At 74.6% G+C, this 12,680-nt stretch carries 13 protein-coding genes; 9 read left to right on the top strand and 4 right to left on the bottom strand.

All coding sequences use genetic code 11. The features are described 5' to 3' along the window. The 7 genes from E1165_RS02835 to E1165_RS02865 form a co-directional block, all read left to right on the top strand. On the top strand, window positions 1–689 hold a 689-nt coding region (locus E1165_RS02835), incomplete at its 5' end, for a glycosyltransferase (RefSeq protein ID WP_132387376.1). Then, a complete protein-coding gene (locus E1165_RS02840; protein ID WP_132387378.1) occupies window positions 674–1,891 on the top strand; it encodes a glycosyltransferase in 1,218 nt (405 codons plus the stop codon). The genes E1165_RS02835 and E1165_RS02840, both read left to right, overlap by 16 nt. Next, window positions 1,891–2,616 (top strand): SIS domain-containing protein, encoded by a 726-nt coding sequence (locus E1165_RS02845; RefSeq protein WP_132387380.1) that lies wholly within the window; start codon window positions 1,891–1,893, stop codon window positions 2,614–2,616. The genes E1165_RS02840 and E1165_RS02845 overlap by 1 nt, the downstream gene beginning before the upstream one ends. 11 nt (window positions 2,617–2,627) lie before the next feature. Then, the gene (locus E1165_RS02850) at window positions 2,628–4,103 is read left to right on the top strand and encodes a PfkB family carbohydrate kinase (RefSeq protein WP_371687295.1); all 1,476 of its coding nucleotides are present in this window, start codon (window positions 2,628–2,630) and stop codon (window positions 4,101–4,103) included. Beyond that, complete coding sequence (locus tag E1165_RS02855) at window positions 4,100–4,804, top strand: SDR family oxidoreductase (RefSeq protein WP_132387384.1); 705 nt, start codon at window positions 4,100–4,102, stop codon at window positions 4,802–4,804. The genes E1165_RS02850 and E1165_RS02855 overlap by 4 nt, the downstream gene beginning before the upstream one ends. Further along, window positions 4,801–5,742 (top strand): glycosyltransferase family 9 protein, encoded by a 942-nt coding sequence (locus E1165_RS02860; protein ID WP_132387386.1) that lies wholly within the window; start codon window positions 4,801–4,803, stop codon window positions 5,740–5,742. The genes E1165_RS02855 and E1165_RS02860 overlap by 4 nt, the downstream gene beginning before the upstream one ends. Continuing rightward, window positions 5,726–6,709: a DNA topoisomerase IB gene (locus E1165_RS02865; protein ID WP_132387388.1), complete on the top strand. Its 984-nt coding sequence runs from the start codon at window positions 5,726–5,728 to the stop codon at window positions 6,707–6,709. The genes E1165_RS02860 and E1165_RS02865 overlap by 17 nt, the downstream gene beginning before the upstream one ends. A 14-nt stretch (window positions 6,710–6,723) precedes the next feature. On the opposite strand, the gene E1165_RS02870 is transcribed toward E1165_RS02865, so the two are convergent. Next, window positions 6,724–7,479: a TetR/AcrR family transcriptional regulator gene (locus E1165_RS02870; protein ID WP_132387390.1), complete on the bottom strand. Its 756-nt coding sequence runs from the start codon at window positions 7,477–7,479 to the stop codon at window positions 6,724–6,726. Between the two features lie 101 nt (window positions 7,480–7,580). Between E1165_RS02870 and E1165_RS02875 the strand changes: the two genes are divergently transcribed. Together E1165_RS02875 and E1165_RS02880 are read left to right on the top strand one after the other, a co-directional pair. Next, entirely contained in the window at window positions 7,581–8,552 is a 972-nt protein-coding gene (locus tag E1165_RS02875; RefSeq protein WP_132387392.1) for an ATP-binding cassette domain-containing protein, read from the top strand. Next, window positions 8,545–9,309 carry an ABC transporter permease gene (locus tag E1165_RS02880; protein ID WP_132387394.1) on the top strand — a complete coding sequence of 255 codons (765 nt, stop codon included), beginning with the start codon at window positions 8,545–8,547 and terminating at the stop codon, window positions 9,307–9,309. Before E1165_RS02875 ends, E1165_RS02880 begins: the two co-directional genes overlap by 8 nt. 62 nt (window positions 9,310–9,371) lie before the next feature. On the opposite strand, the gene E1165_RS02885 is transcribed toward E1165_RS02880, so the two are convergent. The 3 genes from E1165_RS02885 to E1165_RS02895 all read right to left on the bottom strand — a co-directional run bounded on the left by E1165_RS02885 (window position 9,372) and on the right by E1165_RS02895 (window position 12,603). Then, window positions 9,372–9,875 carry a hypothetical protein gene (locus tag E1165_RS02885; protein WP_132387396.1) on the bottom strand — a complete coding sequence of 168 codons (504 nt, stop codon included), beginning with the start codon at window positions 9,873–9,875 and terminating at the stop codon, window positions 9,372–9,374. 69 nt (window positions 9,876–9,944) lie between these two features. Beyond that, window positions 9,945–11,576, bottom strand: a complete 1,632-nt coding sequence (locus tag E1165_RS02890; protein ID WP_132387398.1) for a RecQ family ATP-dependent DNA helicase — start codon at window positions 11,574–11,576, stop codon at window positions 9,945–9,947. Between the two features lie 76 nt (window positions 11,577–11,652). Further along, window positions 11,653–12,603 (bottom strand): TIGR03557 family F420-dependent LLM class oxidoreductase, encoded by a 951-nt coding sequence (locus E1165_RS02895; RefSeq protein WP_132387400.1) that lies wholly within the window; start codon window positions 12,601–12,603, stop codon window positions 11,653–11,655. Window positions 12,604–12,680: the final 77 nt, after the last annotated feature.

Raw genomic sequence — 12,680 nt, forward strand, 5'->3', positions numbered from 1 at the left:
CCCCCAAAGGCGACGTCCCCCACACCCGCCACCCCATGGCCGACCGCGACGACCTCCTCCTCACCCACGTCACCCACTTCAACCAACTCTTCTACGACAACGGCACCACCCGCACCACCGTCATCGAACACGGCGTCGTACCACCCACCACCCCATGGACCGGACAACTCAACCGCCTCGCCGTCGTCATCAACGAACCCATCCGCCGCTGGCGCACCACCGGCACCGACCTACTCACCCACTTCGCCCAGATCGCCCCCCTCGACGTCTTCGGCATGAAAGTGACCGGCCTCGCCCACCACCTCGGCCTACCCACCGACCGCCTCACCAGCCACGACGACGTGCCACAACACCAGATGCACACCGAACTCGCCCAACGCCGCGCCTACCTGCACCTCTGCCGCTGGACCTCACTCGGACTCAGCCTCATCGAAGCCATGCACATCGGCATGCCCATCATCGCCCTCGCCACCACCGAAGCCGTCGACGCCGTCCCACCCGACGCCGGAGTCATCTCCACCCGGATGGACGTGCTGGTGGAGGCCGCTCGGCGGTTCGTCGGCGAACCCGCCGAGGCCCGCCGGGCGGGCGAGCGGGCCCGCGCCGCCGCCCTGGGCCGCTACGGCCTGGACCGATTCCTCGCCGACTGGGACCGCCTGCTGGAGGAGGAAGTATGCGCATCGCGATGATCTCCGAGCACGCCAGCCCGCTCGCCGTGCTGGGCGGTGAGGACGCCGGCGGGCAGAACACCCACGTCGCGGAGCTCTCCGCCGCGTTGGTGGCCGCCGGCCACGACGTGCGCGTCTACACCCGCCGCGACGCCGTCGACCTGCCGGTCGCCGTCCGTGCCCCGGGCGGGTACGACGTGGTGCACGTACCGGCCGGACCGGCCGAGCCGGTGGCCAAGGACGCCCTGCTGCCGCACATGAAGGAGTTCAGCCACTGGCTGGTGGCGCGGTGGCGCGGCGGCGACTGGGCGCCCGAGGTGATCCACGCGCACTTCTGGATGAGCGGGCTCGCCGCGCTGGCCGCCGGCCGGCAGACCGGGGTGCCGGTGGTGCAGACGTACCACGCGCTCGGCACGGTCAAGAGGCGGCACCAGGGCGTACAGGACACCAGCCCGGCCCGGCGGATCGGCTACGAGCGGGAACTGGGCCGCTCGGTGGACCGGGTGATCGCCCAGTGCCAGGACGAGGTCGGCGAACTGGTCCGCCTCGGCGTGCCCCGGTCGAAGATGACGGTGATCCCGTCCGGGGTCAACCTGACCACCTTCGCCCCCCTCGGCCCGGCCGCCGAGCGGGAGCCCGACACGCCCCGGGTGCTCACCGTCGGCCGGCTGGTCGAACGCAAGGGCTTCCAGACGGTGATCCGGGCGATGGAGCTGGCCCCCCGGGCCGAGTGCGTGATCGTCGGCGGTCCGCCCGCCGGGCTGCTGGAGACCGACCCGTACGCCCGCCGGCTGCGTGCCCTCGCCGAGACCTGCGGGGTCGCCGACCGGGTCCGGCTGGTCGGCGCGGTACCCCGGGAGGAGATGGGGGCGTGGTACCGCTCCGCCGACCTGCTCGTCGCCGCCCCCTGGTACGAGCCGTTCGGGCTCACCCCGCTGGAGGCGATGGCGTGCGGCGTGCCGGTGGTCGGCACCGCCGTCGGCGGGATCAAGGACACCGTCGTGGACGGGGTCACCGGCGACCTGGTCCCGGCCCGGGACCCGAAGGCACTGGGCACCGCGGTCCGGCGCCTGCTCGACGACCGGATCCGTCGGTTCGGGTACGCCACCGCGGCGCTGCGACGGGCCCGGAGCAGCTACTCCTGGGCCACCGCCGCCGAGCGGATCGCGGAACTGTACGGCGAGGTCACCACGGTCCGCCGGCCGACCCGGGTGGTCGCCTGATGGCGGCCGGGCTGCTCGACGCGCACCTGACGTTGCTGGCCGAGGCGTTGCTGCCGTACCGGGACAGCGAGGAGTTGCTGGCCCGTTGGGGCGCCGAGCTGGCCCGGACGCTGGCCAACGGTGGACGGCTGCTGGTGGCCGGCAACGGCGGCAGCGCCGCCGAGGCCCAGCACCTCACCGCCGAACTGGTCGGCAAGCTCCGCGACGACCGGCAGCCCCTGTCGGCGATCGCCCTGCACGCCGAGACCTCGGCGGTGACCGCGATCGGCAACGACTACGGCTACGACGAGGTCTTCGCCCGGCAGGTCCGCGCACACGGCCGGAAGAACGACATCCTGCTGCTGATGTCGACCAGCGGCGCCAGCACCAACCTGCTACGCGCGGTGGACGCCGCCCGCCAGACCGGCCTGCGCTGCTGGGCGTTCACCGGCCCGACCCCGAACCCGCTCGCCGAGGCCTGCCACGACGTGCTCTCCGTCGCCTCGCCGGACAGCCAGGTGGTGCAGGAACTGCACCTGGTCTCCACGCACGTGCTCTGCGAGTACGTCGAACGGGAGCTGCCGGCCGCGTGCCGTACCCCGGTGGAGCCGGCGCCCCTGGCGACCGCCGGTGGGGACGGCACCGTCGACGCCGGACTCGAGGGCGCCCCGACCAGCGCCGGACCGGTCCGGGCCGGAGTGGAGGTGCTGCTCGACGGGGGTGGGCGACGGGTGGTGGAGGGATGAGGAGGGCCAGCGTGACCGGACCCCTGGTGGTCGTCGGCGACACCCTGTTGGACCGCGACGTGGAGGGCGTGGTGAACCGGCTCTGCCCGGACTCCCCGGTCCCCGTGCTGGACGAGACCGCGCACGCCGACCGGCCCGGCGGGGCCGGCCTGGCAGCCGTCTTCGCCGCCGCCCAGGGCGCCGAGGTGGCCCTGGTGACCGCCCTCGCCGACGACGCCGCCGGGGCCCGGCTCGCCGCGCTGCTGACCGCCGCCGGGGTGCGGGTGTACGCGTTGCCGCTGCCCGGGGCCACGCCGGAGAAGATCCGGCTGCGGGCGCGGGGCCGGGTGCTGCTGCGCCACGACCGGGGTGGCCCGGCCGGCGAGCCCGGGGAGCCGCACGAGGCGGTGCTGCGGTTGCTCGCCGACGCGTCGGCCGTGCTGGTCAGCGACTACGGCCGGGGCGTGGCCCGGCAGCCGGCGCTGCGCGCCGCCCTCGCCTCGACCCGTGCCCCGGTGGTGTGGGACCCGCATCCCCGGGGGCCGGCGGCAGTGCCCGGGGTCACCCTGGCCACTCCGAACGAGCCGGAGGCCCGGGAACTGACCAAGGTCCCCGCCGGGGAGTCCCGGTTGGCCACCGCCGCCCGGGGCGCGCAGGGGTTGCGTGAGCGGTGGCGGGCCGGCGCGGTGGCGGTCACCCTCGGCGGGGACGGGGCGCTGCTCTGCCACGCCGGGTCGACCCCGCTGGTCGTCTCCGCCCCGGTCACGGCCGAGGGCGACACCTGCGGGGCCGGCGACCGGTTCGCCTCGGCCGCCACCCTCGCCCTGGCCCGTGGCGCGCTGGTCTCCGAGGCGGTGCAGGAGGCGGTGGCGGAGGCGTCGGCGTACGTGGCCGGCGGGGGAGTGGCTGCCGCGCTGCCCCGGGCGGTGCACGCCGCCCCGCCGGTGGTGCTCACCGGCGACGGGGAGCGGATCGGGGCGGCGGCGGCCGGCGCGGTGGTGGCCGAGGTACGCGCGGCCGGCGGGACGGTGGTCGCCACCGGCGGCTGCTTCGACCTGCTGCACGCCGGGCACGTCGCCACCCTCCAGGCAGCCCGGCAGCTCGGCGACTGCCTGGTCGTCTGCCTCAACTCCGACGCCAGCGTGGCCGGGCTGAAGGGACCGGACCGCCCGGTGGTGTCCCAGGGCGACCGCAGCCGACTGCTGGCGGCGTTGAGCTGCGTGGACGCGGTGATGGTCTTCGACGAGCCCACCCCGCACGCCGCGCTGAGCTGGTTGCGTCCGGACATCTGGGTCAAGGGCGGCGACTACGCCACCGGTGGCGGCGACACCTCCTCCCTGCCGGAGGCGGAGCTGCTGCGTCGCTGGGGCGGGCAGACCGTGGTGGTGCCCTACCTGCACGGTCGCTCCACCACCGACATGATCGCGGCGGCGCGTGGCGAGCGGCGCCTGGTCGCCCGCACCGGTCCGGGCCGTGCCGCTCGTCCCACCGCGGAAGGAGCACGATGACCAGCAGCGCAGCGCCGGGTGCCGGGCCGACCGTCCTGGTCACCGGCGGATCGAGGGGCCTCGGCGCGGCCGTGGTGACCGCGGTGGCCCGGGCCGGCGGGCGGCCCCTGGTGCTGGACCGGCAGGCGCCGGCGGACGGGGTGCCGTGGGTCGAGTGCGACCTGGCCGACACCCGGGCCGCCGAGGAGGCCACCCGGGACCTCGCCGAACGCCACGGCGGCCTGGACGCGGTGGTGACCGCCGCCGGCATGGACGTGCCCGGCAGGCTTGCCGACGTGCCCCGGGAGACCTGGGAGCGGATCGTCACCGTCGACCTGCTCGGCACCGCCGCGGTGGTCCGCGCCGCCCTGCCCTACCTGGAGGCGGCCCACGGCAACGTCGTCACGGTCGCCTCGACGCTCGGGATCAAGGCGGTCAGCGACGCCACCGCGTACTGCGCGGCGAAGTTCGGGGTGGTCGGCTTCACCCGTGCCCTCGCCGCCGAGCTGGCCGGCCGGGTCGGCGTGACCCTGCTGATCCCCGGCGGGATGCGCACGGCGTTCTTCGACGACCGCGACGAGCAGTACAAGCCGGGCCCGGACGCCAACCTCAACGACCCCGCCGACACCGCCGCGGCGGTCATGTTCGCGCTGTCCCAGCCGCCCGGCTGCGCCGTGCGCGAACTGGTGGTCTGCGCCCAGCGGGAAACGTCCTGGCCGTGATCCTCGTGCTCCGCGCCCTGGGGGTGGGCGATCTGGCGACGGCGGTGCCGGCGCTGCGCGCGCTGCGGGCCGCGTACCCCGACCAGGAGCTGGCGCTGGCGGCGCCGGCCTGGCTCGCGCCGCTGGCCGACCTGGTCGACGCGGTGGACCGGGTGCTGCCCATCGACGGGCTGGGCCCGCCGCCGTGGCCGTCGCCGCCGGTCGCGGTCAACCTGCACGGGCGCGGCCCGCAGTCGCACCGGATGCTCTCCGGCGCGGGACGGCTGCTCGCCTTCCGGTGCCCACCGGCCGGGCACCTCGACGGCCCGCGCTGGCGGGCCGGGGAGCACGAGGTCGACCGCTGGTGCCGGCTGCTCGCCTGGTACGGCATCCCCGCCGACCCGGCCGATCTGGCCCTGCGGCGGCCCGCGTCGGGTGCGACGCCGGTCGGCGTTACGGTCGTTCACCCCGGCAGCAAGGCGCCGGAGAAGCGGTGGCCGGCCGGGCGGTTCGCCGCGCTGGCCCGGGAACTGGCGGGCCGGGGCCACCGGGTGGTGGTGACCGGCTCCACGGCCGAGCGTGATCTGGCCGGGCGGGTGGCCGCCGCCGCCGGGCTGCCGCCCGACGTCGTCCTGGCCGGCCGCACCGACCTGGGCGAACTGGCCGCGCTGGTCGCCCACGCCCGCCTCGTGGTCAGCGGCGACACCGGCATCGGGCATCTGGCCACCGCGTACGCCACCCCGTCGGTGCTGCTCTTCGGCCCGGTGCCCCCTGCCCAGTGGGGGCCGCCGCCGGGCCGCCTCCGGCACCGGGTGCTGTGGTGTGGGGGACAGGATTGGCCGGGTACGGCCGGGGTAGGAACCCATCCGACGTTGGCGGCCCTGCCGGTGGACCGGGTGCTGGCCGCCGTGGACGAGGCCGAAGAGGCGGTACGGATCTCCGGTGCGGTTGCGGCGTAGTGATCCGGGCCGGGCGGGCTACGGGCGCCGCCGGGCCGGGCGGGGCTGGGTGTTCCTGGACCCGAGGGGCGAGCCGGTTCGCGATCCCGCCGAACGGGCCCGGCTGCGGGATCTGGTGATCCCGCCCGCCTGGCAGGACGTGTGGATCTCGCCGTACCCGAACGGGCACATCCAGGCCACCGGCATCGACGCGGCCGGCCGCAAGCAGTACCTCTACCACCCGCAGTGGCGGCGCAAGCGGGACGAGGCGAAGTTCGACCACGTGCTGGAGGTCGCCCACCGGTTGCCGGTTCTGCGTACCCGGATCGCGCACGACCTGGACGGGCGCGGCCTGCACCGGGAGCGGGTGCTGGCCACCGTCGCCCGACTGCTCGACATGGGCATGTTCCGGGTCGGCAACGACCAGTACGCCGTCGGCGAGGACGCCACCTTCGGCGTGTCCACCCTGCGCCCGGAGCACGCCCGGTCCCGGGGCGGTTGCGTGGTCTTCGAGTTTCCCGCCAAGGGTGGCGTCGAGCAGGTCCGCCGGATCGAGGATCCGGAGCTGTGCCGGGTGCTGGCCACCCTGCGTCGCCGCCGCCGCGCCGAGGAGCGGCTCTTCGGCTACTGGGACGGCCGCGCCTGGCGCGACGTGCGCAGCGACGAGGTCAACGACTACCTGCGCGACGCCAGCGGCGGGGAGATGACCGCGAAGGACTTCCGTACCTGGCACGCCACCGTCCTGGCGGCCACCGAGCTGGCCACCGTGGGCCGGCAGCGCTCGGTGACCGCGCGCCGGAGGGCGGTCGCCGCGGTGATGCGTGAGGTGGCGGAGCTGCTGGGCAACACGCCGACGGTGGCGCGCACGTCGTACGTGGACCCGCGGGTGGTGGACCGCTACCACGACGGTGTGCTGGTGCCGATCGGCCCGCGGACACCGCGCGAGGAGGCGGAGCGGGCGGTCCTCGAGCTGCTGGAGGAGGCCTGACCGGCTTCGCCGGCTCAGGCGGGCGACCGGCTGCGGATCAGGGCATCGACACCGTCGAGCACGCGGTCGAGGCCGAACTGCCACTCCGCGTCGAACTCCTCGTCGTCCTCCTCCCCGACCCACTCGGCGAGCAGTTCCCGGATCGCCGGGAAGGCGCCGGCCCGGGTGAGCCGTTCGAGGTGCCGCCAGTAGCGGACGCCGACCTCTTCGGCGGTGAGCTTGGCACGGGCAGCCGCCTCGGCGAGGTCGGCGGTCAGCGTCGCCCAGTGGCGGGCGTACCCGCTGACCAGCAGGACCGTCGACAGGCGCTCGCTCGGGAGCAGGCCGGTGCCGCGCAGGGAGTCGAGCCCTCGTTCCATCCAGCGCACCTGGTTGGGGCGGATCGGCGGGCCGCTGACCGGGACGTGCCGCAGCCACGGGTGGCGGCGGATGGCCGCCACGTTGGCCTCGGCCCAGCGGGTGAGCGCCGACCGCCACCCCTCGTCCGGGCCGCGTGGCGGCGGAGGATCGCCGTAGGCGGCGTCGGTCATCAGATCCACCAGGTCGTTCTTCGCCGACACGTAGCGGTACAGCGACATGGTGGCCACGCCCAGCTCGCCGGCGACCCGGCTCATCGAGACGGCGGCCAGCCCGTCGGCCTCGGCCACCCGGACGGCGGCGGCCACGATCTGGTCCAGGGTGAGGCTGCGCTGTGGGCCCTTGCCAGGACGCTCCCGCAGGCCCCAGGCGATCACCACGCTCTCGGGCAGGTCGTCGTCCGGCTCGCTCATCCTCGCCTCTCGTTCGCGGTGTTGACGCGCCATCCTACCTTCTGCGTATCATTTACGCAGTAAAGCGTATGGCATACGCAGAACACGGAGAGTGAGGAACCATGGGGGAGTGGACAACTCCGGCGGTGGAGGCCGTCGGGTTGCGCAAGTCCTTCGGCGCGGTGGCGGTGCTCGACGGGCTGACGCTGCGGGTGGCCCGGGGCAGCGTGTACGCCCTGCTCGGGCCCAACGGCGCGGGCAAGACCACCACGGTGCGGATCCTGTCGACGCTGACCACCCCCGACCGCGGAAGCGCCCAAGTGGACGGTCTCGACGTGGTCCGCGACCGGCGCCGGGTGCGCCGGCGGATCAGCCTCGCCGGCCAGCAAGCGGCCCTCGACGAGACGCAGACCGGGGTGGAGAACCTGACGATGATGGCCCGGCTCGCCGGGCTGTCCCGCCCGGCGGCCCGCCGACGCACCGCCGACCTGCTGGAGCGCTTCGACCTGGCGGCGGCGGCCGGCCGCCGGGTGTCGACGTACTCCGGCGGGATGCGCCGCCGGCTCGACCTCGCCGCCAGCCTGGTCGGCTCGCCGTCGGTCATCTTCCTCGACGAGCCGACCACCGGGCTCGACCCGCGCAGCCGGCAGGCGTTGTGGGAGGTCGTCGCGGAGCTGGCCGCCGGAGGCGTCACGGTGCTGCTGACCACGCAGTACCTGGAGGAGGCCGACCGGCTCGCCGACCGGGTGGCGGTCCTGCACGGAGGCCGGCTCGCGGCCGAGGGGACCGCCGAGGAGCTGAAGCGGCGCTTCGGCGCCCACCGACTGGAACTCACCATGCGCGACGACGACCGGTTCGCCGCCGCGGTCCGCCGGCTCGGCGGCCGGGTGGCCCACGCCGACGCCGGCCGGCGCGAACTGGCCGTCCCCATCGACGGCGACGCGCCGCAGGTCCGCCGACTGCTCGACGAGGTCGACCCCGACCGGCAGGGCGTCGAGCGCTTTCACCTGCGTACCGCGAGCCTCGACGACGTCTTCCTCACCCTGACCGGGCGGGCGGTGCCCGCCACCGAGCGGGAGGTGGCCGGTGTCTGAGCTGACCGCCCGAGGGACCGAGCTGTCCGTCCTGGTGCAACGGTGCGTGCGGCTGTCCCGCCGCAACGTCGACGCGCTGCTCACCTCGCTGCTGCTGCCGGTGATCCTGATGCTGATCTTCGTCTACCTCTTCGGGGGCGCCATCGACACCGGTGGCGCGTACGTCACCTACGTCGTCCCCGGGGTGCTCCTGCTCTGCGCCGGGTTCGGGGCGGCGGGCACCGCGATGAGCGTCACCACCGACCTCGGCAACGGCCTGGTCGAACGGCTGCGCACGATGGACGTCGCCGGCACCGCGATCCTCGGCGGCCACGTCGTCGCGAGCGTCGTGCGCAACCTGGTCTCGACGGTGCTCGTCCTCGGCGTGGCCGTGGCGATCGGGTTCCGTCCGGCCGTCGACCCCCTGGGCTGGCTCGCCGCGGCCGGGGTGCTGCTGCTGTTCCTGCTGGCGGTGTCCTGGCTGTCCGCCGCGTTCGGGCTGCTCGCCCGGACCCCGGAGGCGGCCAACGGCTTCACCTTCCTGGTCATGTTCCTGCCCTACCCCAGCAGCGCGTTCGTCCCGGTGCAGACCATGCCGAGCTGGCTGCGCGGCTTCGCCGACCACCAGCCGGTCACCCCGGTCATCGAGACCCTGCGGGCGCTGCTGCTCGGCACACCGCCCGGGTCGGCGCCGGCCCTCGCGGCGGCCTGGTGCCTCGGCATCCTGCTGGTGTCCGTGGTGCTCGCCGCCGTGCTGTTCCGACGCCGGATCGCCTGACGCGGCCCGCCGACCCGCGACGACGGCGGCGCTCCACGGGGACGCCGCCGTCGTCGCGCGCCTCAGTCGTTGAGGACGTGCGAGAGCCGGTCCCGGAAGCGCCGCTCCGAGTCGCTGACCTGGTCGCCGCCGATGCCGAGGAGGCCGCCCGTCGGGACCGCGCCCACCACCTGCTCGGCGATCTCCACCAGCCAGTGCCGGTACGCCCCGGCCTCGCCCTCGTCGACCTTCGCGCCGAGCAGGGCGGACGCCTGGCCTGCGCGGGCCAGCACGTCGTCGATCAGGCCCTGCGGGTCGGCCGGCTCGATGACCGGCAGTTCCTCGCCGGCCTCCGGGTCGCCCACCCGCGACACGAGTTCCCCGGCCACGGCCGCGACCAGCGGACTGGCCGACTCCCGGCCGGTGGCGATGGTCTCCAGACCGGCGGCGGTCTCCGCACGGGTGCGCCGGGTGCCGTCGGACTCGGCGGCGCTGGCGGCGGTGAGCACCGCCTGCGGCAGGCCGACCAGCAGCCCCCACTCCTCGTCGGAGAACCCGAAACCGGTGTACGCCGGCTGTTCGATCACGACTTGAGCCCCTCTCGCCCTGGGTCACTTCTCACACGTGCGTGGCACCCGCGCGGGTGCCCGGTCAGGCTAGTCCAGCGTCAGCAGACCCTGCTCCGACACCACGGGCACGGAAAGCGTCTTGTAGCCGACCTCGTCGAAGAGCACCGTCATCCGGTCGTCGACGTAGTTGAGCACCAGGCCGGCCCCCCACTCCGGGTGCCGGACCTGGCTGTGTACCGGGAACGGGCCGACCGCGCCGTCGTCGGCGCTGCTGCTGCCCGCGTGGCAGTTGTCGCAATGCCCGCACACGGCGGACATCCGCTCCCCGAAGTACGCCAGCAGGGTCTGCCCCCGGCAGGCGGTCGTCTCCGCGAAGGCGCGCATCATGTCGGTGCGCGAGCGGGTGACGGTCCGCTGGCGTTCCGCCTCGGCCAGGGCGGCCGCGGCGGCGTCCACCGGCGTCGGGGAGTACCGGGGCGTGCCGATCTGCTGCCTCGCGCGTGGCCGCGCCGCCCCGACCTGTTCCAGCAGCGCCAGGTACTGGCCCAGCTTGCGCGCGCCGAGGCCGGTCAGCTCGCGCAGCTCCTTCCTGGTGCGGGGCTGCTTGCGCAGCAGCGCGGCCAGGTCCCGCAGCTCCGTGGGATCCGGCAGGCCGCCGCTGAAGTAGCGCTGGAGGGAGACGTCCTCGGCCCGCCACAGCAGCAGCACCCGGGCCGGCTCGCCGTCCCGGCCGGCCCGGCCGATCTCCTGGAAGTAGCTGTCCGGGGAGTCGGGCAGCGCCATGTGCACCACCCAGGCGATGTTCGGCTTGTCGATGCCCATGCCGAAGGCCGAGGTGGCCACCATGATCGGCACCCGGTCGGCGAGGAACGCCTCGTGCAGTTCGTGGCGGGCGCCGGTGGGCATCCCGCCGTGGTAGTGCTGCGCCGGGAGGCCGGCTTCGGTGAGCCGTGCGGCCAGGTCCTCGGCGGCGCGACGGGTGGGCACGTAGATGATGCCCGGGCGTTCGTCGTCGCGCAGCAGCGTGGTCAGCCGCCGCCACCGGTAGTCGTCGGTGGGGCAGTGGGCGACCTCGACGAAGAGGTTCGGCCGGTCCAGCCCGGAGATCACCACCTCCGGGTCGCGCAGCCGCAGCCGGGCGATGATGTCGTCGCGTACCGGGGGTGACGCGGTGGCGGTCAGGGCGACCACCGGCGGCCGGCCGAGGCCGTCGACGAGGTGGCCCAGCGCCAGGTAGTCCGGGCGGAAGTCGTGGCCCCAGGCGGAGATGCAGTGCGCCTCGTCGACCGCGACCAGGGCCGGCTTCAGCGACCGCACCTCGGCCATCCGGTCGGGGTCGCTGAGCTGCTCCGGGGTGATGAAGAGAAACTCCGCCCGCCCCTCGCGGAGCTCGGTGATCGCCTCAATCTGCTGGGACGGGCTCTCGGCGGAGCTGATCCGCACCGCCCGCAGCTCCGGGCGTTGCCGTTCGTTGAGCGCGGCGATCTGGTCCTGCTGGAGGGCCAGCAGTGGGGAGATCACCACCGTCGGCCCGGGGATCAGACTGGCCGGGATCTGGTAGATCGCCGACTTGCCGGCACCGGTGGGCAGCACCACCAGCGCGTCGCGCCGCTTCATCACCGCGCGCATGGCGGCGAGCTGGGGCGGCCGCAGGGTGGTCCAGCCGAAGAGGCTGCGCGCCGCGCGGCGCAACGTCGTGGTGTTCGTGGACAGTTTCATCAGGGGCCGGAGGTACCCGTGCCGATCATCGCCGAAACCGTCGACCGGGGCGCGGGCCACGGCCGTCCGCCGGCGGTCACCGCAGGCGGGGCAGCACCTCGCGCTGGTAGAGGTCGAACAGGCCCTGCCAGTTCGGGCCGGTGTTGGCCACGTAGACCTCGTCGAAGCCGGCCTTCGCGTACCGGTCGATCATCTCCAGGTGCGCGTCGGCGCGGTTGCCGCAGACGAACGCCTCCTTCATCATCTCCGGCTTCACCAGCTGCGCGGCCTGTTCGAAGTGGCGCGGCGACGGGAGCACCTGGGACAGTTCGCCCGGCACCCCGGCGTTGGGCCACCGCTCGTACGCGATGCGCATGCCCTCGTCCTCGCTGCCGGCGTACGCCGCCTTGAAGCCGGCCTGGCACGGCTTGTCACCGCCGCCGTTGTCCCGGAACCGGCGGACCAGCTCCCCGTCGGGCATGGTGCTGACGTAACCGTCGCCGATCCGGGCGGCCAGGTCGACCGCCTTCGGTCCGAAGCCCGAGACGTAGATGGGCACCCGCTGCTCCGGCAACGTGTAGATCCGCGCGTGTTCGACCGTGTAGTGCTTGCCGTGGTGGTTGACGAAGCCGCCCCGCCACAGTTCCCGCATCACCCCGACCGCCTCCTCCAGCATCTCCAGCCGGACGTCGGTCTGCGGCCAGGCGTCGCCGAGGATGTGCTCGTTGAGCGCCTCGCCGCTGCCCACACCGAGCACGAACCGGCCCTGGAGCAGCACGGCGCTGGTCGCCGCCGCCTGGGCGATCACCGCCGGGTGGATGCGTACCGTCGGGCAGGTGACCGCGGTGGTGACGGGCAGCGCGCAGACCTGGCTCAGCGCGCCGATGGTCGACCAGACGAAGGGGCTCTGGCCCTGCGCGTCGACCCACGGGTGGTAGTGGTCGGAGATCCACAGCGCCTCGAACCCGGCCCGTTCCGCACCGCGTGCCTGGTCCAGCAGCTCCGCCGGGGTGTACTCCTCGCTGGACAGGAAGTAGCCGATCCTCATGTCTCCTCCTCGCCGACGTCCGGCCCGGGATGTGCCGGGCTGACGCGGGGGATCGGTACCCCGGCGGCGGGAGATCA

Source organism: Micromonospora sp. KC723 (assembly GCF_004348595.1).
Classification (GTDB): domain Bacteria; phylum Actinomycetota; class Actinomycetes; order Mycobacteriales; family Micromonosporaceae; genus Micromonospora.

Bases quoted from the DNA above. Each gene is read 5' to 3' on its own strand.
- E1165_RS02890 (WP_132387398.1), bottom strand. From the start codon at position 11,576: ATGAAACTGTCCACGAACACCACGACGTTGCGCCGCGCGGCGCGCAGC.
- E1165_RS02855 (WP_132387384.1), top strand. From the start codon at position 4,100: ATGACCAGCAGCGCAGCGCCGGGTGCCGGGCCGACCGTCCTGGTCACC.
- E1165_RS02875 (WP_132387392.1), top strand. From the start codon at position 7,581: ATGGGGGAGTGGACAACTCCGGCGGTGGAGGCCGTCGGGTTGCGCAAG.
- E1165_RS02870 (WP_132387390.1), bottom strand. From the start codon at position 7,479: ATGAGCGAGCCGGACGACGACCTGCCCGAGAGCGTGGTGATCGCCTGG.
- E1165_RS02840 (WP_132387378.1), top strand. From the start codon at position 674: ATGCGCATCGCGATGATCTCCGAGCACGCCAGCCCGCTCGCCGTGCTG.
- E1165_RS02845 (WP_132387380.1), top strand. From the start codon at position 1,891: ATGGCGGCCGGGCTGCTCGACGCGCACCTGACGTTGCTGGCCGAGGCG.
- E1165_RS02895 (WP_132387400.1), bottom strand. From the start codon at position 12,603: ATGAGGATCGGCTACTTCCTGTCCAGCGAGGAGTACACCCCGGCGGAG.